This window comes from Pedobacter sp. GW821-FHT01D05 (assembly GCF_059422505.1).
Window position 1 is genome coordinate 34490 of record NZ_JBWKXA010000003.1, and the last position, 22226, is coordinate 56715.

The following is a 22226-nucleotide window of genomic DNA, read 5'->3' on the forward strand; positions in this document are numbered from 1 at the left end:
TTTTTCCATCGGGATAAAGCGTATGAGTGGGATTGTGGTTGCCAAACGCTCCGAACCCCTCATTTCCAAATCACTTAGCATACAAGTATATTCTCTTATGGAAATGAGCGGGCAGTACTTTGGCTATCTGTATTGATAAATTAATATGTTTCTATAAATATCAACTAAAAACTTAGAAGTCAAACTAAATTTCATGGTATCTTCATGAAAATATGCCTTAGGTTTTGTACCTTGACACATATTTATTTGTTACCCAACCACATGAAACTCAAAATTACTCTCGCAATCAGTTTTCTATCTTTACTTATTGTTTTTGCCGCATTTAAAATGGATGATGATCCATTTAGCCAGCTCTTACAAAAACTCGAAGACTACACCAGTAAATATCCACAAGAAAAAGTTCACCTTCACTTAGATAAGCCTTATTATGCCATTGGCGATGATATTTGGTTCAAAGCCTATGTTGTAAATACCAAGACCTCTGCTCCTTCAGGCATCAGTAAGATCCTGTATGTAGAGTTGATCAACGAAAAAGATTCGCTTAAAAAACTGGTTAAGTTACCTATTATGGGAGGAATTACCTGGGGCGATTTTAAGCTAACAGATTCACTTGGCGAGGGCAATTATAGAATTAGGGCCTATACCAACTATATGAGGAATTTTGGCACCGATTTTTTTTACGATAAGACAATTAAGATTGGAAATAGCTGGGCTAACAAAGTTTTTACGAAAACTTCTTACAGTTTTACCAAAGAGAACAATGCGGATAAAGTAACGGCAACAGTTCATTTTGAAGATAAAAATGGTGTCGCCTATAGTGAAAATGAGGTAAGTTATGAAGTTCTGTTAGATTATCGTACTGTTACAAAGGGTAAAGTTAAAACAAGTTTAACAGGTGATGCGGTAATTAGCTTCACAAACAATCAGTCGTTCCAAAATAAATCAGGGAAGATTATTGCGACCATTGCGTTGGATAATAAACAAAAAGTAATCAAATCTATCCCGATCACTTCCACATCTACCAATGTTGATGTACAGTTTATGCCAGAGGGGGGAACGCTTGTTGAAGAATTGCCGCAAAAAGTTGCCATTAAAGCGGTTAATGCCGATGGCCGCGGCGAAGATGTGGAAGGAACTGTAGTAGACGAAGGGGGAAATGAAATAACCAGTTTTGCCACCAATTATTTAGGTATGGGTAACTTTGTGTTTAACAATCAGGCTGGTAAGTCATATTCGGCCAAGGTTAAATTTAAGGATGGATCAGAAAAAACGTTGAAATTACCTGTAGCCGTTAAAAGTGGTTATGCACTTTCTGTAAATGCTTTAGATACAGGTAAAGTGGTGGTTAAAATTATGGCCAGTGCCGATCTTGTGAATGGCGATGAACTAAAAGTTGTTGCACAGCATGGTGGCAATGTATATTATGGCTCGAAAGCTAAAATGGATAAACAGGTGCTGGTGGCCAATATTCCAAAAAAGAACCTGCCAACCGGTATTGTGCAGTTTACTTTATTTTCAAGCAGCAATCAACCTTTGGCAGAGCGATTGGCTTTTATTAACAACAAGGCCGAATTAATTGACGTATCGATTAATACATCAGGAGTTTCCAGTTCAAAAAGAGGAAAGGCAGCCTTTACTTTCGATGCCATTAATGATAATAAACCCGTTTTAGGTAGTTTTTCGGTTGCTGTAACCAACACAGCAAAAGTAACACCTGATGAAAATAATGAGTCGAATATCCTCACCTCGTTGTTACTTACCTCTGACCTGAGCGGCTATGTAGAGAAACCCAACCACTATTTTTTAAAGGACGATCTTCAAACACAAAAGGAACTTGATAACTTAATGCTTACCCAGGGCTGGAGAAGATTTCTTTGGAAAAATATAATCAATGGTGTTGGTCCGAATATTACCTATAAACCCGAGCAGTCTATTACCATTAGCGGAACGGTAATGAAGGGTAATAAACCTGTACCTGGTGGTAAGGTAATGTTAATGGCTACAAAAGGAACGGTGTATATTTTGGATACGGTAACCAATGCCGAAGGAAAATTTGTTTTCGATAATTTGAGTTTTGGCGACAGTACAAAATTTGTTGTTCAGGCTAGAACTAAAACAGAAAGGAAGTTTGTAGATATTAATCTCGACGTCGTTCCCGGGCAGATTGTAACCAAGAACAAAAATGGAGCCGATGTTGATATCAATGTGAATAATACTTTGATGAAGTATATCAAAGAAAGCGATAACTATTTTAATGAGATGACCCGTTTAGGCTTGCTGGAGCGGACCATTAAACTCGAAGAAGTAACCATTACTGAAAAGAAAAACCCTGCGAAAAATTCATCCAACCTAAATGGTGCCGGAAGAGCCGATTTCGTGATGACAGCCGATCAGTTATCTACCTGTGTAACCTTATCGCAATGTTTACAGGGCAGATTGCCCGGGGTAATATTTAGAGGCAATGTGCCATATCTAATGCGTAGTCAAAATCAACCTATTAATATTATTGTTGATGGTATGCAAATGGAAGCCGATTTTCTGGATAACGTTACGCCTAGTGATGTTGAATCTATTGAGCTTTTAAAAAGTATCGGTAATACAGCCATTTACGGTTCGCAAGGAGGTGGTGGTGTAATTATTATCACTACTAAACGTGGTGATGGGGGAAGAAGCACCAACCGGTATGCGCCAGGAATTGTAACGTTTAATCCAAAAGGATTTACGGTTTCAAGAGAATTTTATTCGCCAAAATACGATGCAGCAAGTTCAAGTAGCAGGACCGATTTAAGAACAACCATTTATTGGGATCCACAGGTTGTTACAGATAAAGACGGAAAAGCAAAATTCGAATTTTATAATGCAGACGAGCCTGGAACCTACCGCGTAGTAATAGAAGGAATAGATGCTTTAGGGCATTTGGCAAGAAAAGTTTACACTTATGATGTTAAATAGAGAAAAATAGATAAATTTGAATTAGTATGCATGCATAGTTTATGCTGTGATATATTTGTCTTGATACTAGATTCTTAAATCTTGATACTATTTAAAATATGAATACAATAAAAGTAAGTGTTAAAGATCGCCTGGCAACCATCACGTTAGATAGAGGAAAATCGAATGCCTTAAACCGTGAGTTGATTACCGAGTTGGGCGATATGCTTAAAAATATTACCGCAGATGACAACATTGGCGGTGTAATTTTAACCGGAACAGCACCTTTCTTTTCTGCGGGATTGGATTTGGTAGAACTTTATAACTATAACGAAGAAGAGGCTAAATCTTTCTGGCAGCTATTTTTGGGTTTTACGGCCAATATGGTTTCGTTTAAAAAACCGATGGTAGCGGCAATTAGTGGCCATAGCCCAGCCGGCGGGTGCGTAATGGCGTTAGCCTGCGATTACCGGGTAATGGCAGAAGGACCGTACATTATTGGACTTAATGAGGTGCCGGTAGGCATTATTGTGCCGAATAGTATTTTTCAATTGTATGCGTTTTGGATAGGAAAAGCCGAAGCAAGCCATAGTTTGCTTTCTGGTAAACTTTACAGTCCCGAAGAAGCTTTAAAAGTTGGTTTGGTTGACGAATTGGTGAGAAATGAAAGTTTGTTAACTGCTGCCGAGCGCAAGATTAAGAAATACATGGAGCTCGAAAGCAATACCTGGTCGCAAAGTAAGTTAAGTATCCGTGAGGAATTAATTGCTGCTGTAACTGCAGATCAATCGGCTACTTTAGAAAAAATGTTAGCACAGTGGTGGTCGCCTGCAACACGTCATATTTTAAAAACAATTTTAGCTAACCTGCAGAGAAAGTAATCAGTTTGCAGTTGTTGGTTTTCAGCTAGGAATTAACCAATGCTACAGTTAGCCAATTACAACAATTAACCAGTTAACCAATATACTATGTTCAGTTATAATGCACCAATGCTCAGAGAAGACGCTTTAAAAGGAAAAACCATTGTAATTACAGGTGGTGGAACGGGTTTGGGGAAAGCAATGGGCGTATATTTCTTGAAATTAGGAGCCAACCTCGTAATCACAAGCAGAAAACAGGATGTATTGCAAAAAACTGCCGATGAAATGGAAGAAAAAACAGGCGGCAAAGTATTGGCAGTTGCCTGTGATGTTAGAGAAGTAGCACAGGTGGAAAACGTATTGGCCAAAACTTTAGAAAGATTTGGTTCAGTTGATGTATTATTAAACAACGCTGCGGGTAATTTCATCTCGCCAACCGAACGGTTATCAGCCAATGCATTTTCATCCATTATCGATATTGTTTTAAAAGGAACAGTTAACTGCACACTTACCTTTGGTAAACACTGGATTAAGGAAAAACAAGCGGCAACAGTTTTAAATATAATTACCACTTACGCTTTTACAGGCTCAGCTTATGTTGTGCCTTCGGCCTGTGCAAAAGGCGGCGTTTTAGCACTTACAAGGTCTTTGGCCGTTGAGTGGGGTAAATACGGTATCCGTACCAATGCGATTGCCCCTGGTCCATTCCCAACCAAGGGTGCATGGGAGCGTTTATTGCCCGGCGATTTAGCTAAAAAATTCGATTTCAAAAACCGTGTACCTTTGAAAAGAGTTGGCGATCATCAGGAACTCGCCAATTTAGCTGCATTTCTGGTGAGCGATTTCTCCGGATACATTAATGGCGAAGTAATTACCATTGATGGGGGCGAATGGTTGCAGGGAGCAGGCCAGATGAATGGTTTGGAAGCAATCCCGAACGAAATGTGGGATATGCTCGAACAAATGACAAGAAGCGCGAAATAAAGCGATATGGTAAATGTGATCAATTGCAACAATCAAGTATTACCACAAAGAATACTTACCTGGTTTATTGCATTGGTTTGGCTTGCAAACGGATTGTTTTGCAAAGTGTTAGGTCTTGTACCTCGCCACGAACAGATCGTTGCCAGAATTTTAACGCCCACCCATAGCCATTACTTTACCGTTTTTATCGGCATATCAGAGATTGTGATGGCAATCTGGATTTTGAGTAGTTTCAAAACTAAGCTAAATGCTGTTGTTCAGATTGTAATAGTTGCTACAATGAATACCATCGAATTTATACTTGTACCAGATCTATTGCTTTGGGGGAAATTCAATTCGCTCTTTGCATTTATATTTATTATAGTTGTGTTTATCAATGGGTTTTATTTTAACAAAAAAACAACGCAACAGGCATCATGTTCTCATTTCTGAAAAACCACCCATTTGCAGTCGATGCATTTTTTGAAAACTCACTCGTATTAACGTTTTCTGTTCCAAAAACAGAATTAGAACACCTTATTCCAGCGTGCTTAGCCCTTGATACCTTTAAAAATGAATGGGCTTTCATTGCTATCGCGATGGTTCAAACGAAAAATTTGCGACCAAAAGGCTTTCCTAAATTTATGGGTAACGATTTTTTTCTTATTGGTTATCGCGTATTTGTGCGTTATACGAACAAAGCAGGGAAAAGCCTTCGCGGGCTTTATATTTTAAAATCAGAAACGAATAAAAAGAAAATGGAATTTATGGGCAATATTTTTACCCATTACAATTATACTACAACAGATATATCGCTAATTGACAACGAAAACCAAAAGGAAATTACTTCAACCAATTCTGATTTTAAAATCGTAATCGATAAAATAGATCAGGAAGTTTCATTGCCCGAACATTCGCCATTTGCCGATTGGAAAGAAGCCAGAAGATTTGCCGGGCCTTTACCCTTTACATTTACGTACAACGAAAAAAATAAAGAAGTTTTAATTATAGAGGGGGTTAGACAAAACTGGCAGCCAGCGCCGATAAAAATTGCCAGTTATAACTTTGGATTTTTAAATTCATTGAATCTAAAAGGGCCGATTTTGGCAAATGCCTTTGACATTCAAAACATCCCTTATTATTGGAAAAGAGGAAAAATTGAAAAATGGAAGTAAAAAGAAGAAAATTTCAGGGTGTGTTAAATATTTTAAGTTTTAACAGGCATTTCTACATATTTGGTCTTATTGCTCTATTGTTAGTGATAATTAGTCAAATGGTAATGCCATGGCCTATTGTCGTATTTTGGTTAATCATTTTAGCTTTTCTTTATGGTCTTTTAATGCCCTTAATAGTATCTGCATATGTTTACGACTTTTCTGGGTATTATCATTTCGATTGGCTAAAAAAAGCTAGTATTTCTAATTCCAACCCAGATTTAATCTTAAATATTAATGCAGGTTTTGATGAAACAAGCTTCATTCTTAAAAGTCATTTTCCGGAAGCAACTTTAAAGGCCTTCGATTTTTACAATCCTGCGAAGCATACAGAGCAGGCTATAGTCAGGGCAAGAAAAGTAAGTTTAATGTTTCCTGATACAGCGCAAATAAATACAGATTTTATTCCTTTAGCCGATAAGTCCGTTGATATGATATTCCTTTTGTCGGCCGCACATGAAATAAGGTCGCAACAAGAGAAGATCGTTTTCTTAAAGGAATGTTATAGGTTATGTAAACCAACTGGCCAGGTAATTATGGTAGAACATTTACGCGATTTACCCAATTTTATGGCTTTCTCTATTGGTTTTACGCATTTTTTCTCACGGGGAGTTTGGCGAAGAGCATTTAAAGCTGCAGGTTTTTCTTCTTTTTCTGAAACGAAATTCACACCATTTATGTCTATTTTTAATTGTTGCCCCTAGTTAAATGCAAATACACTTGTTAATAGTTGGTGCTCTTCTGGTCACATTGGCACTTATTCACATTATTTTTCCAAGATACTTTAATTGGGAAAGTGAACTTAAATCGCTGAGTTTAATAAACAGACAAATGATGCTGGTACATACGTTTTTTATTGCGCTTACCGTATTTCTAATGGGCTTACTCTGTTTAACCTCGTCAAACGAATTAATACAAACCGATCTTGGGCGAAAAATATCGCTCGGTTTTGGTCTGTTTTGGACGACAAGATTCTTTATTCAGTTTTTTGTTTACTCGAAGGATTTGTGGAAAGGTAAGTTATTCGAAACCACCGTCCATGCCATGTTTTCTATTTTTTGGGCATATTTTAGCTCCGTATTTCTCTTTATATTTTTTAAATACGGAGCTGTTTAACGCAAAAGTGCTTTATCATAAAGTCTTACTACTTCATACTGGGCTACTTGATGGTAAAATATTATCTTTGCCGATATGAATATCTTACTTTTAGGGTCAGGCGGCAGAGAAAGCGCATTCGCTTGGAAAATGAGCCAGTCTTCGCACTGCGATAAACTAATTATTGCTCCAGGCAACGGTGGTACGGGAGCTTATGGTACAAACATCAACATCAATGTAAACGATTTTGATGCCATTAAAAAAGTAGTGCTTACCGAAAACATCGAACTCGTTGTAGTAGGCCCGGAAGAACCTTTGGTAAATGGTATTCACGATTTTTTCCTTGCAGACAAAGCCATTGCACACATTCCGGTTATCGGCCCTAAAAAAGAAGGTGCTATTTTGGAAGGAAGTAAAGATTTCTCTAAACAGTTTATGGAGCGTCACGGTATTCCTACCGCGGCTTCAAAATCTTTCACGCCCGAAACCTTAGAAGATGGCTTGGCTTATCTGCAAAACCATGCTTTACCGGTTGTTTTAAAGGCCGATGGTTTGGCAGCAGGTAAAGGTGTGTTAATCTGTACCGAAACCATTGAGGCTCAGGAAGAATTAAAACTGATGCTTGGCGGTAAATTTGGTGCAGCCGGGGCAACCGTAGTAATTGAAGAATTTTTAAGCGGGATAGAACTTTCGGTATTTATTTTAACTGATGGTGAAAATTATATCACGTTGCCTTCGGCTAAAGATTATAAACGGATTGGCCAGGGCGATACCGGTTTAAATACTGGTGGTATGGGCTCAGTTTCGCCTGTCCCTTTTGCCACACCAGAATTTTTGGCTAAAGTAGAAGAGCGGATTATTAAGCCAACGGTTGATGGTTTAAAGAAAGATAATATCGATTATACCGGTTTCATCTTCTTCGGACTGATAAAAGTAGGAGAAGAGCCATTTGTAATTGAGTACAATGCGCGTATGGGCGATCCTGAAACAGAAAGTGTAATCCCTAGAGTTGAAAACGATTTGGTAGAACTGTTTTTAGCTACGGCCAACAAACAACTAAACCAGGTGAGTTTGGTTATTTCTGAGCAAACAGCTGCTACTGTAATGATTGTGGCAGGTGGTTACCCCGGCGATTACCTGAAGGGTAAAGCCATTACCGGAATTGAAAACTTACGCCATTCGAATGCATTCCATGCCGGAACATTGTTAGAAAATGATGTGGTAAAAACTAATGGAGGAAGGGTAATTGCGATTACCAGTTTGCAAAAAGATTTGTTTACCGCTTTACAATCGGCAACTGCTGATGCTGGTAGAATTTATTTCGATGGCAAATATTTCAGAGAAGATATCGGTTTTGACTTAATTTAAAAGAATATAAGTTGAAAAAAATACTTAAGAAGATTTCCGAAACCGCAATTAAACAAGGAGAGTTTAGTTTTACAACCGAGCAGACCGAAACAAAATGGCTAGGTAATCAACCTGCCACCTTAGCCGAAATACAAGAAGCTGAAGTAAGATTGGGCGTAACGCTTCCAACGGATTATAAAGAATTTCTATTGATTACAAATGGATTTACTACGCCAAATGAACACGTTGATCCATCGTTTTCCAGAATAAGTGATGTAGCATTTCTAAAAGATGTTGACCCACAGCTGATCGAAGTTTGGATTGAAAATATCGAATTGCTTGAGGTAGCAGTTAAACTGGCCAGAAGCATTATTGTTGCTGGCTTAGGAGAAGAGCAATATTTTCTTCTAATCCCACCCATAATCGAAAATGCAGATTGGGAATACTGGAAATTTGCATCGTGGATTCCAGGAGAAGATCCTTACGAAGGACTTGAAAATTACTTTATTAACGTATTGGATTTCTTAAAATCTGCATAATACGTTTTCGTGTAAACAAAGAAAGCCCCAATTTTTGATTGGGGCTTTCTCTTTTAATGCGTATTTCTTATTTCGATTTACTTCCTAATAATTCTTGAAGTTTATCTTGTAAAGCTTGTTCTCTTAAGCCCTTAGCAATAATTTTACCTGTTGGATCAATTAAGAAGTTAGCTGGAATAGATTGAATACCATACATTTGAGCCACTTCATTGCTCCAGCCTTTTAAGTCTGATACATGTGTCCAGGTTAACTTGTCGGCCTCAATGGCTTTTTGCCAGGCTGCTTTAGTTGTTCTGGTATTTCCTCCATCTAAAGAAACGCCTAAAACAGTAAAGCCTTTATCTTTAAATTTGTTGTAAGCTGTTACCACATTTGGGTTTTCCTGACGGCATGGGCCACACCATGAAGCCCAAAAATCTACCAGTACATATTTACCTTTAAAATCGGATAATTTAACAGGTTTACCTGCGGTATCAACTTGTGTAAAGTCCATAGCCATGGCACCTACAGCGGTCTTTCTTCCGGCATCAAATATTTGAGCAATTTTTTTACCTGTTGTAGTTGCCTTCAAGTCTGGCGATAATGCAACAAAAGCTTTTTCTGCTGCTGTTGCCTGATCAGGATCTGCAGCCAATTGGCTAAGCGCTGTTAAGCTGATATACGATTTAGGGTTGTTACCAGCGTAAGTTAATAAAATTGAGGTTAAGGCTTCGGTAGCTTTATTGTAACGCTCCATGGCTGCTTCCCTTAATTTAGGGTCTTTTTGCTGCTCAGGAGTTAGCTTAGCATATTCGCTGTTTATCGAGTTAATTTCATAATCAACAGGCTTAGTTAATGCTTTTAATTTTTTATTGTCATCATTAATTACCGAACCAGTAATAGCTGCAGTTTTGATCGAATCGGTACCGATTATCTTGATGTCAGCAGATTCAAGAAAAAGGGAGGTATAATCAAGTACCTCGCCTTTTGCCGGACGGTTAACGTAGGGGTTTTTGTTAAGAAATAGGTTTCCGGCAGCTGGATCCACTAAAGTACCTCTAAATATAAAAGTACCTTTGTCAACAGTTACTGAATCTGTTACTGATTTATCGTCTGCACGGTAAATCAAGTATATCTTATCGCCATCTTTCAGGCCTTTAATATAACCTGTAACAGTAAATGGCTTCTGTGCCAAAGCTGCAAGGGGCAATAATGCCATTGCAGATAATAATATTTTTTTCATCTGTATAATATTTTTCATTGGTGATAAAGCTATCATGATTTATTGATTTTACTTTGTGATTTTGAAAATCATGATGGTTTCATGAGGTTAGTTTAATTCCATCCAAATATAGAAATCTGTACCGCTAAAACGTAAATACCTGTGTAAAATTATAATGCTATTTATTGGCGCAGTTTTTTAATTTAACTTTTGGTAGGTTCTCCACCATAAATCGGGCATTTCACCATTAACAGCAGTCTGGTAATCATCATATCTGCAAGGCACCAGATGGTAACGCTCGTTTTTAGATTGTCCCGAAGGGTAAGGGACCTGCATCCACCAGCGGTCTGATTTTTTGCTTTTCACAAACATCATCTCTCCCGAACCATCTTTTAAACTGGTTCTATAGATCATAAATTGTGATTTCGGCGTAAGTGGGAAATCCTTTTTACGGGCGTAAAATCCATCCACAAAATACCAAACCATTTGAGCAAGTAAGAAAGCAGTTTGTCCGTTATTGTCATATGCCGGATTAAACTCGTAAAAACCAATTGAGGTTAACTTATCATTCATACCAGCATAACGGGCAATACGACATGCCTCTTCGCCATCAAAACCATTTGGCGTGGTATTCGCATTTGCTGCAGCATCTGCAGAACGGATAGCGCCTATATCAAAGCTAATCATGTTTGCATTGCGGATAATGGGCTCGGTTAAGGTAATATCCTGGGCAAACTCGCCCAAACGGTGTACATCAAAATACAATTTATCCATTACGCTCAAACTCTCTTGGTTTACAAAATAAGTTTGATAACCCACATTGCTAAAATTAAAAAGGTAATTGGGCTGGTGCAGGAAAATTTTGTTCAGGTAACAGTCCGATCGGGTAGCAATTCCTTCATTGTCGTCATCGCCAATGTCAAATTGGTTATCTATAACCACCAGATCTACTTTTTGCTCTAAATCTTCATAACCCAGGTATTGGCCATAAGTTAAGTCTTGTCCGCCACCAATAATGATCGGAATAATGTCTTTTTTAATCAGTTCCGAAACCACCATCTTGATGGCAATGTAAGTATCGGCAATGGTTGCGCCGTGTTTAATATTTCCTAAATCTACAATTCTGCTATTAAAAGCACCCTCGTTGAGTTTATAAAATTTCTCTCTAAAATAATCTGGTGCCAGGGCAGAGCCTTCATTATTAACGGCGCCTCTTCCATCAAGTACCCCAAAAATGGCCAAATCATAGGTATGCTCCTCAAAATCGGGGAATGATTCGGTGTAAATCTGCGCTTTTAACCCCAGCTGACTTGTAAAAAATCCTTGCTTGGGTGTAAAACTATCAGGGTTTATAGGGGAAAAGAAATCCGTTAATGACATATATTTAAAACTCTCGGCTCAAATATCTATTTTTGAATGCGTATTTCCACATATAGCTCGAAAAAAATAAAATGATACTGGTAACCGGAGGAACTGGATTTTTAGGATCTGAATTAATTAAGCAGTTAACCGATAGGGGTTTAGCCGTTCGGGCCTTGAGGCGGGAGAAATCTAAAATCCCTTCACAAATCCAGAATATCCCACTCATCGAATGGTTTGAGGCTGATATAAACGAACCTTCTGCATTGGAAGATGCCTTTATCGGGATTACCAAAGTTTACCATTGCGCAGCTTTTGTATCCTTTAACCCAAAAGATAAAAAACAACTTTTTCACGTAAACATAGAAGGAACCTCAAACATTGTAAATCTTTGTGCCGAAAATAACTGCCGTTTATTGCATGTAAGCTCAGTTGCAGCGTTAGGGAATGCTAAAAAGGGCAATAAAATTACTGAAAAAGACTTTTGGGAATATGATGCCAAAGCACACGCCTATGGTTTATCGAAATACGAGGGTGAGATGGAAGTTTGGCGGGGCATTACTGAAGGTTTAGAGGCTATTATTGTTAACCCATCGGTAATTATCGGTAAAAATGCGGGATTTGAGGGAAGTGGAGCAATTTTTAAATTGGTAAAAGGTGGTTTCCCCTTTTATACCGACGGTGCTTCGGGTTTTGTAGATGTTGAAGATGTAGCCAAAGCGATGATCCTGTTAATGGATGCGGAAGTTTCGGGAGAACGATATATTATTTCTGCCGATGATTATCATTATAAAGATCTGTTCAGCGAAATTGCACAGGGTTTTGCCGTTAAAGCACCAAAAAGAGAAGCAAAACCATGGATGCTCGGAATAGCCTGGAGAGCGCTAAAATTTGCATCCATATTCACTGGTAAACAGCCTTCCATCACTAAAGATGCTGCAAAGAGCAGTTTAACCTTAAGTTATTACAATAACGATAAAATAAAAACGGAAACAGGCATTACCTTTAAGCCAGTTGCCAAAAGCATAAAAGAAATTACCCAACATTTAAGATAATGCCCAAACAGAAAGCTTATTACATCATCGATTTTGATAGTACCTTTACACAGGTAGAAGCACTTGATGAACTTGCCCGAATTTCGCTGAAGAACCACCCAGATAAAGAGGCGATTTTCCAAAAAATTGAAGATTATACCAATTTTGCCATGGAAGGAAAACTCTCCTTTTCCGAAAGTTTAGCTCAACGTGTTAAACTACTTGAAGCAAATGAAGATCATTTAAAACAACTCATCAAACATTTAAAAAAGAAAGTATCAACTTCTTTTTCACGTAATGCCGATTTTTTTAAGAAACATGCCGATGAAGTTTTAATTGTATCTGGAGGATTTAAAGAGTTTATTACCCCTGTAGTAAGCCAGTACCACATTAAAAAGGAAAATATTTATGCCAATACCTTTGTAACCACTGGTGATGGTAAAATTATAGATTACGACCATGCCAATCCTTTAAGTGAAGAAGGTGGTAAAGTAAAATTGCTTCAGCATTTAAAGCTCGAAGGCGAACTATTCGGTATTGGTGATGGATATTCTGATTTCCAGTTGCGCGAAAGTGGTATCATCAATAAGTTTTTTGCATTTACCGAGAATATAGCCCGCGAAAGCATTGTTTCGAAAGCTGACCATGTAACCCCAAGCTTCGACGAGTTTTTGTATGTAAACGATCTGCCGCGTGCAATTTCTTATCCTAAAAACAGAATCCTTTGCCTGGTAATTGGTGAAGTTGATCCCTTAACGATTTCCATCCTTAAAAATGATGGTTTATCGATCAGGCATAAAACTTCTTTTGAAGATAAATATGTAAAGGATGTGGGGATTATTCTTTTAGGTGATGGTGAAAAAATAAATGCAGAACAGTTAAAAAACGCGGCTAAACTTAAAACCATCGGATATTTGGGAAATGCCAAGAATAAGGTAGATCTTAATCTTTGCACCAAACTAGGTATTGTGGTTTTTGATGATCCGAAAAACAATCCGCGTAATATCGATTTTATTCCAAAACGGCTTGCAGATTTTATGAATACCGGGGCAACTTATCTGAGCAGCAATTTCCCTAATTTACAACTGCCAAAAATTGATAAATCCCACCGCTTAATTCACATTCACAAAAACGTTCCGGGTATCATGGCGAAAATCAATACTGTTTTTGCCAAACACGATATCAATATTGTGAGCCAGTTTTTAATGACCAATCCTGAGATTGGCTATGCCATTACCGATATCAATGCACAGTATGATAAACAATTGTTTAAATCATTAAAAAAGATCGAGCAAACGATAAAGTTTAGGGTATTGTATTAATAATAATATCGTCATTTCGAGCGGAGTGCAGCGCAGTCGAGAAATCTATATTAAAAGATCTCTCTCCCGAAAATTCGGGGCTGTGCTTCAGTTGAGATGACCACCTTCCTATTAAAATCTGTCATTCTGAGTGCAACGAAGAATCTCTTTTTTAAAGTACTGCCTTTTAGGGCTTCTTTTGCTGTAGATTCTTCACTGCGTTCAGAATGACAATAACGCTTTTCTCTGTACGCCCCACGCGCTCTACCTCAAAAATTGATGCCGCTTCAGCAACAAATGTTTGGGGGCACCTATCGTTTGCGACCGATAAATTCCTGTATGGCCTGAAAATAAGTAAGCAGTAACACAAGCTAAGGCGATATAAATTCCAGATGAGGTACCAAATAGCTCTACACCCATAAAAATACAAGCTAAAGGGGTGTTTGCAGCCCCTGCGAAAACAGCTACAAAGCCCATTCCTGCCAGCAGGCCAAGAGGTAAGGGGATAAAGAAACTCAAAAAACTACCGAGTGTAGCCCCAATAAAGAAAAGTGGAGTAACCTCGCCACCCTTAAAGCCTGCACTCAAGGTAAATGCAGTTAAAAATAATTTGATCGCAAATGTATAGTAGGCTTCTTGTTGAACAAAGGATGCTGAAATAACCGGAATACCCAGACCGATATATCGTGTATTCCCGATCAGGTAAATAATGCCTATTAAAACTAATCCACCAATAAATGGCCTTAATGGTGGGTATTTAATTTTACTGAAAAGACTTGATAAGCCATGGTTTAAGGCCGAAAAAGATCTCGCCACCAGTCCAAACAATATTCCGGCACCTAAGGATAACAGTAAATTTATCGAATTCATTTCCGGTACCAGAGAAATGGAATAATGGGTATGGCCAACACCCCAGGCCTTGCAGGCATAATCGGCAATAACTGCGGTAATAAATGAAGGAAGGATTGAACTGTAGGTTAAACTTCCAATAACGAAAACCTCCAATCCGAATACGGCACCTGCTAAAGGCGTTCCGAAAACAGCCGCAAAACCAGCACCGATCCCGCAGATGAGGATCACTTTTCGATCTCTGGCTTTAAGTTTAAACAGTTTCGTAAACTGGTCGGCAAAGGCTCCTCCAATTTGCACAGCTGTACCCTCTCTTCCAGCCGATCCGCCAAATAAGTGGGTAATAATCGTGCCTGCAAAAATGAGTGGCGCCATGATCAGCGGAATCACATTTTTGGGCGATTGTAATTCTTCAATTAAGAGGTTGTTGCCCTTTACAACGGCTGCACCCCAATAATGGTATGCCAGGCCAATGAGTATACCAGCGATTGGTAAAAATCCAATAATCCAAAGGTGTTGTTCACGGTAACTGGTTGCCCAGTTTAAAGTTTCTAAAAACAGGGCAGAGGCAGAGCCAATAATCCCACCCAATATTGCAGAAATCAATAACCACTTTAAAGTGCTAATTAAGAGTAATCCGAAGTCGAGCTCAATAAAATGTTTAATAGACAGAAGAAATCCTTCTGTTAGTTTTTTAACAGGCATTTGAATTCAATTTTAAATAAAAATCGTAGGAGTCATCAGCCTGTTTGGGCGGTTTTGGCGGTACTCCATCGCCATTGTCTCAAATGTATAAAATTTAGTTATTTGTTGCAAAATCTTTATCACCTTTGTGCAGCTAACTTTAAACAATGGATTTCACACCCGAAATAAAAGACAAACTACACCAGCTACAGGAAAAGTATACCGCAATGGGGCAAGATATGGCATCGTACCTTGACGGACTTTTATATGCCGATTTCTTAACCTATTGGGACTACATTCATTTGGATACTTTACTGAGCTTACAGAATCCTAAAACACCAATTCCGGATGAAGAGATTTTCATCATGTACCATCAGATTACGGAACTTTATTTTAAGCTTGCACTGCACGAATGCAGGCAGATTGCTGAGCATGAAAATTTAACCGTCGAATTTTTTACTGCACGCGTAAAACGGATCAACGCTTATTTCAATGCCTTAACTACTTCTTTCGAGGTGATGGTTGATGGTATGGAGAAAGAACAGTTCCTAAAATTCCGGATGTCGTTATTGCCCGCCAGTGGATTCCAATCTGGCCAGTACCGGATGATCGAGATCTGCGCTACAGATTTTATTCAATTGGTAGATAAAAGCAAACGCGAAGAACTAAGTACTGCAACAATAGAAGAACAGTTCGAAAATATTTACTGGAAATTCGGTGCAACCGAACTGTCGTCGGGCAAGCAAACTTTAACCTTGAAGCAATTTATTAAAAAGTATGCGGCTCAGTTTCTACAACTGGCCAAAGATCGCACTTTAACCAATTTTTCGGCCTTATACCATCAATTGCAGGCGAATGGGGCCGATGTTTCTGCTCTTGCAGAGGAGTTGCGTAAGTTAGATTTGTATGTAAATGTAGAATGGCCTTTATCGCACTACAAATCGGCCGTACGTTATTTGGAGAAAGATCCGGTTGATATTGCTGCAACAGGTGGAACCAACTGGCAAAAGTATCTGCCTCCGCGTTTTCAGAAGAGAATCTTTTATCCGTTCTTATGGACAAGTGAGCAAATGGAAGAGTGGGGTAAAGGCTGGGTGCTTAGTGTACTTAAAACACTCAAAAACAAAGATTAATATTGCAAAAAGCTATTAAAAAAGCCTGTTTTTTCTTAATTTGCGCGAAATAATTAATGACAGGATGAGTGAATTATTGAATTAGAGAATGAGCGCGTAAAACACGCAATCATTCGATCATTCACCCATTCAAAATTCAAATACAATGACCGAGACATTAGATATAAAAATCACTAAAGCAGACCAAACACGTTTGGCTGTTACTGATTTTTCGCAATTACCGTTCGGTAAGGTTTTTACCGATCACATGTTTACTGCCGACTATGAAGATGGCGAATGGAAAAACTTACAGATTCTTCCATATGGCCCAATTCCGATGAGCCCAGCAATTTCTGCGCTTCATTATGGACAGGCAATTTTTGAAGGATTAAAGGCTTACCGTCAACCAGATGGTAAAATAAGTGTATTCCGTGCCGATAAAAACTTCGAACGTTTTAACAAATCGGCGGCAAGAATGTCGATGCCGGGTATTCCTGAAGAAATTTTTATGCAGGGTTTGGCCGCATTAATCAATATTGATGAGAAATGGGTGCCTAATCAAGAAGATTATGCTTTATATATCCGTCCGGTAATGTTTGCAATGGACCCTTATTTGGGTGTTAAGGCATCTGATACCTATAAATTTGCTTTGTTAACCACCCCAACTGGTCCTTATTACAGTAGCGCGTTAAAAGTTAAAATCGAAACTGAATTTACACGTGCAGACGAAGGTGGTGTAGGCTTTGCCAAAACTGCTGGAAATTATGCGCGTTCGTTATATCCTTTCGAGCAAGCAAAAAAAGAAGGTTACGATCAATTGATCTGGACAGATTCAGTAACGCATGAGTTTATTGAAGAAGCCGGAACTGCCAACTTACTTTTTGTAATCAATGGCAAATTGGTTACACCATCGGTGCGCAGCACGGTTTTGGATGGTGTAACGCGTGATACCATTATTAAACTGGCTAAAAATGCCGGAGTAGAAGTTGAAGAACGTAGGGTTTCTGTTAGAGAAGTGATCGAAGGAATTGAAAACGGGAGTTTAACCGAGGCTTTTGCCGCAGGAACTGCAGCTACAGTAACGCATGTAGGCGAAATGGGCTACAATGGTCAGATCTATAAATTGACCGACCCATCTACAAGACATATTTCTAATGGCATTGCTAAAAAATTAAACGATATCCGTTACGGTTTAGCGCCTGATGAATTTGGTTGGAACTGGGTTGTGTAATAATCCCCATTCTATAAAAATATAAACCCCGATACAGCATCTGCATCGGGGTTTCTTATTTATAATATCGTCATGCTGAATTTATTTCAGCATCCTTCTTTGCAGCTATTAAGACCCTGAAATGAGTTTAGAGCGATGACTAACTATTGGAGATTAATTATTTATCCAAAATCACTACGCCCTTAGCTTCGAAAGCCAACTCCTTTTTAGGATCGGTAATTTTGGCTACTTCTTCAGGAGATTTTTTAGCATCTTCTGCATAGTGGCGTAAAGTTTCTACCGAGATGGTTTGTTTCTTTGCTAATCCATCCAAAACTACTTTCTTGCCCACAATATCCATCGGCATAAAGAAGGCATAATCTTTAAAAGTTACCCGCATTGGATCGCCATTGGGCATTTCTAAAGTCATCCAACAGCCCTTTTTTTTGCACACATCTACCACCTTGCCTTCGATTTTCATGTCGGCAATTTTTTTATCCCCCATGGCAGCTTCCATCTTTGCAGCTGGTTTTACATCTCCAGGTTTAACTTCTTCTCCGAATTTTTGACCAGTATATGCGGTTTGAGCGAATGAAAATGCCGCAAATAGGCAAAAGCTTATGCTTAGAATGATTTTTTTCATGATTTTATAATTATCCGGTTAATGATCTAATCAAAGTTATTTAAAATTTTTCATTATTAATGAAAACAAAAAATCCCCGCTAACATCCATTAGCGGGGAAAATCATCCCTATAATTGTAAATCACATTTTATGATGTACATTAATTGGTTATAGGCAAACTAGAATCCAAAAGTTTAATTTTTGTTTTAGATGTAGTTAATATGTTTATATACAGATAGTTATTATCTTTTTTTTTGACTTATTAATATTCAGCGATGTTGTAGGAATGTAGAATATTATCTTCTTTATGTGGAAATTTGTTGAGCTGTTTCCCCACCTTTATTATCCAAAAACAAGACTGAATACTTCTTCTATTTTACTTACTGCTTTAATCTCAAGGTTGTATTTGTCTATAGCAATTCCTTTCAAGTTGTATTTAGAGATGTAAATCGTTTCGAAACCCAATTTGTCTGCTTCGGCAATACGTTGTTCGATTCTGTTTACCGCCCTAATTTCTCCTGACAGGCCTACTTCTGCGGCGAAACAGTTTTTTGAAGAAACGGCAATATCCTGATGCGATGATATAATGGCAATTAATACGGCCAGGTCAATTGCAGGGTCTTCTACTCTGATTCCGCCGGCAATATTTAAGAAAACATCTTGTGTACTTAACCTAAAGCCACAGCGTTTTTCTAAAACAGCTAAGAGCATATTCATCCTTTTGGTATCGAAGCCTGTTGCTGAACGTTGTGGGGTTCCATAAGCTGCCGAACTCACTAAAGCCTGTGTTTCAATCAACATTGGCCTCGCGCCTTCTAAGGTTGCGGCGATGGCGATTCCGCTCAGCTCTTCGTCTCGCTGTGATAACAAAATCTCCGAAGGATTGGAAACCTCTCTTAAACCACTGCCTTGCATTTCGTAGATCCCAAGTTCTGCTGCTGCACCAAACCGGTTTTTAATGGATCTTAGGATGCGATAAACGTGGTGCCTATCGCCTTCGAACTGCAAAACTGTATCAACCATGTGCTCGAGTATTTTAGGCCCTGCAATGGCGCCATCTTTGGTGATGTGGCCTATAAGGAAAACAGGTACGCCGGTTTCTTTTGCAAAACGCAATAGTTCAGCAGTACATTCCCTTACCTGCGATACACTGCCTGGTGTTGAATCGATATGAGCGGAGTGCAAAGTCTGAATAGAATCTACAACTAAAATTTCAGGTTCCAGAATTTCGATCTGTTTAAATATATTCTGTGTAGATGTTTCTGTTAAAATGTAACAGTTGGATGAGGGGCTTTCCTGAATCCTTTCTGCCCGCATTTTAATCTGCTGTTCGCTTTCTTCACCGGAGATATAGAGCAGTTTTTTGCCTTTTAAATTTAATGCCAGTTGCAACATCAAGGTCGATTTTCCGATACCCGGCTCACCGCCAATGAGCACGAGCGATCCTTCTACCAATCCACCACCTAAAACGCGGTCTAATTCTTTATCGCCAGTTAATATTCTCCGTTCTGTTGACGATTGTATTTCATCAACCTTGCTTGGTTTGCTTAATTTACGGCTAGTAGTATCGCTTTTCCAGGTTGGAACAGAAGCGGAGCTTTTTTCTACAATTTCTTCCACAAAGGTATTCCATTGGTTACATGACGGACATTTACCCAACCATTTTGCCGATTCGTAGCCACAGCTCTGACAGAAAAATGCACTTTTTGATTTTGCCAATTGATTAAAATTTTAGATTACGAATTTAACCTTTCAGGATTGAAAGTGTTTTTATTTTTTTGAACAATTAATTTTACATCAAACCCCGCAGGTTTTCAAAACCTGCGGGGTTTGAAACATCACTATGAAATGCAGCGCCATTGTTGATAAACCTGATAGAACGGAAAGCCCGGAGCGAAGAATGAGTGAGAACTTGGAGGGATAGCAGGACTGTTGTAACCAAAATGTGCCGAACCCCGCTTTTCCAAAAAAAATAGTCACTGTCTTAACCATCCGAGCGCAACTTAGTGAGTCGCTTAATTAATATTGTAGGTTTGAAATATACTTAAACAAGAAAAGCCCGGATTTAAAAAATCCAGGCTTTCTGTTAAATGTGTTTTGAGTTATAATTTAATCTCTTCATCTTTTGCGGAGATGAAGTGAAACTCGGTTAAGTGATAGGATGATTGTGCCTTAACTTTAATCCATTGGCCGTATTTAAAGAACCAGCGGCGTTGAAGGTTGAAAATGCCTTTTGTAATATAAGCTTCAATGTATGGGTGTACGCAAAGGGTTACGCCCTTTTCATTCTGCTCTCTTAAAATATAATTAAGGTTGTTCTCAATATCATCCATTAAAACGATACTCGCTTTAATTTCTCCGGTCCCATCGCAGGCCGGGCATTTTTCTACCGTAACAATATTCATTTCCGGACGAACACGTTGTCTGGTAATCTGTACCAACCCAAATTTGCTTGGAGGCAAAATAGTGTGTTTGGCTCTATCCAATAACATCAGCTCACGCAAATAATCGAATAGCATTTTACGGTTTGTTGGTTTGTGCATATCGATAAAATCGATTACCACAATACCGCCCATATCGCGCAAGCGCAATTGACGGGCAATTTCTTTGGCCGCCTCTTTGTTTACCTGTAAAGCATTCTCTTCTTGATTCTCTTTACTGGCAGTACGGTTTCCACTGTTCACGTCTATCACGTGGAGTGCTTCAGTGTGCTCTACAACAAGGTAAGCACCGCCTGGTAAGTTTACTGTTTTTCCGAAAGCGTTTTTAATCTGCTTTTCTACACCAAAATGATCGAAGATAGGTTCTTTCTGTTTGTATAGTTTAACGATCTTTTCCATTTCAGGAGAAATATCGTGAACATAAGAACGGATATCATCGTACAGCTCTGGCGTACTCACGTAAACGTTTGTAAAATCAGGGTTCAGAATATCACGGATTAACGTTGATGATCTGTCCATTTCTCCCCAAACTCTTTTTGATGGTTCGGTAGAGGGTATTTTTTTAATGAAGTTTTCCCATTTAGCAATTAAATCTAAAAGATCTTTTTGCATTTCGGCAACCCCTCTGCCTTCAGAAACGGTCCTGATAATGACCCCAAAATTTTGAGGTTTAATACTTTCGATAATCTTTTTTAAACGATTACGTTCGGTATTACTTTTAATTTTTTTTGATACAGATATGGTATTGGAGAATGGCACCAGTACCACATACCTGCCGGCAATCGAAATGTCGGAACTTAAACGCGGTCCCTTTGTAGAAATTGGCTCTTTGGCAATTTGTACAGGTAGGAGCATGTTTTTACTGAGCACATCAGAAATTTTGCCAGCCTTATTAATATCGGCTTCTAGCTTTAAATTATCTAATAATGTGCCTGTAACCGAGCCATTACGCTTGATCTTCGTTAGCTTAATTAAAGATTGCACCTGAGGGCCCAAATCAAAGTAATGCAAAAAAGCATCTTTTTCATAACCAACATCCACGAAAGCAGCGTTCAGACCAGGCATAATTTTTTTAATGCGGCCTAAATAAATATCGCCTACAGCGTAGTTAATATTGATTTGTTCTTTGTGAAGCTCAACAAGTTGTTTGTCTTCAATCAACGCTATGGTAACTCCGGCAGGAGTCGAATTGATAATTAATTCTTTTACCAACAGCTACAGATTTAAGGCTTTCGCCTATTAACAAATGGATAGTAAATAAAAACAGTGATGTAGCCAAAAAGATATACAATAAAAAAATCATATAAATTGTTTAAACCTCATAGTGTTTACTATGAGGTTTAACTGGCTTTATCAAATAAGAAACTATTTTTTCTTATGTCTGTTTTTTCTTAAACGTTTTTTACGTTTGTGGGTAGCCATTTTATGTCTCTTTCTTTTTTTACCGCTTGGCATAGTTTTAA

18 protein-coding genes and 1 riboswitch are annotated in these 22226 nt (G+C 38.5%); of the genes, 12 read left to right on the plus strand and 6 right to left on the minus strand.

Features of this window, described 5'->3' with window-relative positions; genetic code table 11:
* The first annotated feature begins 261 nt into the window (after nucleotides 1-261).
* The 8 genes from AC07VK_RS12310 to AC07VK_RS12345 all read left to right on the plus strand — a co-directional run bounded on the left by AC07VK_RS12310 (nucleotide 262) and on the right by AC07VK_RS12345 (nucleotide 8949).
* Complete coding sequence (locus tag AC07VK_RS12310) at nucleotides 262-2952, plus strand: carboxypeptidase-like regulatory domain-containing protein (protein WP_492960788.1); 2691 nt, start codon at nucleotides 262-264, stop codon at nucleotides 2950-2952.
* Nucleotides 2953-3050: 98 nt separating this feature from the next.
* Nucleotides 3051-3812: an enoyl-CoA hydratase/isomerase family protein gene (locus AC07VK_RS12315; RefSeq protein WP_492960790.1), complete on the plus strand. Its 762-nt coding sequence runs from the start codon at nucleotides 3051-3053 to the stop codon at nucleotides 3810-3812.
* 87 nt (nucleotides 3813-3899) lie between these two features.
* Nucleotides 3900-4775 (plus strand): SDR family oxidoreductase, encoded by an 876-nt coding sequence (locus tag AC07VK_RS12320; protein ID WP_116249187.1) that lies wholly within the window; start codon nucleotides 3900-3902, stop codon nucleotides 4773-4775.
* Between the two features lie 6 nt (nucleotides 4776-4781).
* Nucleotides 4782-5207, plus strand: coding sequence for a DoxX-like family protein (locus AC07VK_RS12325; protein ID WP_492960792.1), 426 nt, complete (start codon nucleotides 4782-4784; stop codon nucleotides 5205-5207).
* The gene (locus AC07VK_RS12330; RefSeq protein ID WP_492960794.1) at nucleotides 5192-5929 is read left to right on the plus strand and encodes a DUF2071 domain-containing protein; all 738 of its coding nucleotides are present in this window, start codon (nucleotides 5192-5194) and stop codon (nucleotides 5927-5929) included. Before AC07VK_RS12325 ends, AC07VK_RS12330 begins: the two co-directional genes overlap by 16 nt.
* Complete coding sequence (locus tag AC07VK_RS12335; RefSeq protein WP_492960796.1) at nucleotides 5920-6672, plus strand: class I SAM-dependent methyltransferase; 753 nt, start codon at nucleotides 5920-5922, stop codon at nucleotides 6670-6672. The genes AC07VK_RS12330 and AC07VK_RS12335 overlap by 10 nt, the downstream gene beginning before the upstream one ends.
* A gap of 487 nt (nucleotides 6673-7159) precedes the next feature.
* A complete protein-coding gene (gene purD, locus AC07VK_RS12340; protein ID WP_108197261.1) occupies nucleotides 7160-8431 on the plus strand; it encodes a phosphoribosylamine--glycine ligase in 1272 nt (423 codons plus the stop codon).
* A gap of 11 nt (nucleotides 8432-8442) precedes the next feature.
* On the plus strand, nucleotides 8443-8949 hold the full coding sequence (locus AC07VK_RS12345) for an SMI1/KNR4 family protein (RefSeq protein ID WP_492960798.1): 507 nt from the start codon (nucleotides 8443-8445) through the stop codon (nucleotides 8947-8949).
* 67 nt (nucleotides 8950-9016) lie between these two features.
* Here AC07VK_RS12345 and AC07VK_RS12350 read toward each other — a convergent pair whose 3' ends face one another.
* Nucleotides 9017-10171 (minus strand): redoxin domain-containing protein, encoded by a 1155-nt coding sequence (locus AC07VK_RS12350; RefSeq protein ID WP_492960800.1) that lies wholly within the window; start codon nucleotides 10169-10171, stop codon nucleotides 9017-9019.
* 177 nt (nucleotides 10172-10348) lie between these two features.
* Nucleotides 10349-11530 carry a formimidoylglutamase gene (locus tag AC07VK_RS12355; RefSeq protein WP_492952423.1) on the minus strand — a complete coding sequence of 394 codons (1182 nt, stop codon included), beginning with the start codon at nucleotides 11528-11530 and terminating at the stop codon, nucleotides 10349-10351.
* Nucleotides 11531-11601: 71 nt separating this feature from the next.
* On the opposite strand from AC07VK_RS12355, the gene AC07VK_RS12360 reads away from it, so the two are divergent.
* Together AC07VK_RS12360 and AC07VK_RS12365 are read left to right on the plus strand one after the other, a co-directional pair.
* Entirely contained in the window at nucleotides 11602-12564 is a 963-nt protein-coding gene (locus AC07VK_RS12360) for an NAD-dependent epimerase/dehydratase family protein (protein WP_492960802.1), read from the plus strand.
* Entirely contained in the window at nucleotides 12564-13865 is a 1302-nt protein-coding gene (locus tag AC07VK_RS12365) for an HAD-IB family phosphatase (protein ID WP_492960804.1), read from the plus strand. Before AC07VK_RS12360 ends, AC07VK_RS12365 begins: the two co-directional genes overlap by 1 nt.
* A 243-nt stretch (nucleotides 13866-14108) precedes the next feature.
* Here the strand turns inward: AC07VK_RS12365 and AC07VK_RS12370 are convergent, their stop codons facing one another.
* Nucleotides 14109-15398, minus strand: a complete 1290-nt coding sequence (locus AC07VK_RS12370; protein ID WP_492960806.1) for a voltage-gated chloride channel family protein — start codon at nucleotides 15396-15398, stop codon at nucleotides 14109-14111.
* A gap of 19 nt (nucleotides 15399-15417) precedes the next feature.
* Nucleotides 15418-15480, minus strand: a riboswitch (Fluoride riboswitch).
* Nucleotides 15481-15544: 64 nt separating this feature from the next.
* Between AC07VK_RS12370 and AC07VK_RS12375 the strand changes: the two genes are divergently transcribed.
* On the plus strand, nucleotides 15545-16510 hold the full coding sequence (locus AC07VK_RS12375) for a tryptophan 2,3-dioxygenase family protein (RefSeq protein ID WP_492960808.1): 966 nt from the start codon (nucleotides 15545-15547) through the stop codon (nucleotides 16508-16510).
* A 145-nt stretch (nucleotides 16511-16655) separates the two neighbouring features.
* The gene (locus tag AC07VK_RS12380) at nucleotides 16656-17720 is read left to right on the plus strand and encodes a branched-chain amino acid aminotransferase (RefSeq protein ID WP_492960810.1); all 1065 of its coding nucleotides are present in this window, start codon (nucleotides 16656-16658) and stop codon (nucleotides 17718-17720) included.
* A gap of 157 nt (nucleotides 17721-17877) precedes the next feature.
* On the opposite strand, the gene AC07VK_RS12385 is transcribed toward AC07VK_RS12380, so the two are convergent.
* From AC07VK_RS12385 to AC07VK_RS12395, 3 genes are all read right to left on the minus strand, one after another.
* Nucleotides 17878-18342 (minus strand): DUF4920 domain-containing protein, encoded by a 465-nt coding sequence (locus AC07VK_RS12385; RefSeq protein ID WP_492952430.1) that lies wholly within the window; start codon nucleotides 18340-18342, stop codon nucleotides 17878-17880.
* 322 nt (nucleotides 18343-18664) lie between these two features.
* Nucleotides 18665-20041 carry a DNA repair protein RadA gene (gene radA / locus AC07VK_RS12390; protein ID WP_492952431.1) on the minus strand — a complete coding sequence of 459 codons (1377 nt, stop codon included), beginning with the start codon at nucleotides 20039-20041 and terminating at the stop codon, nucleotides 18665-18667.
* Between the two features lie 383 nt (nucleotides 20042-20424).
* Complete coding sequence (locus AC07VK_RS12395; protein WP_116249171.1) at nucleotides 20425-21975, minus strand: Rne/Rng family ribonuclease; 1551 nt, start codon at nucleotides 21973-21975, stop codon at nucleotides 20425-20427.
* Between the last annotated feature and the right edge of the window lie 251 nt (nucleotides 21976-22226).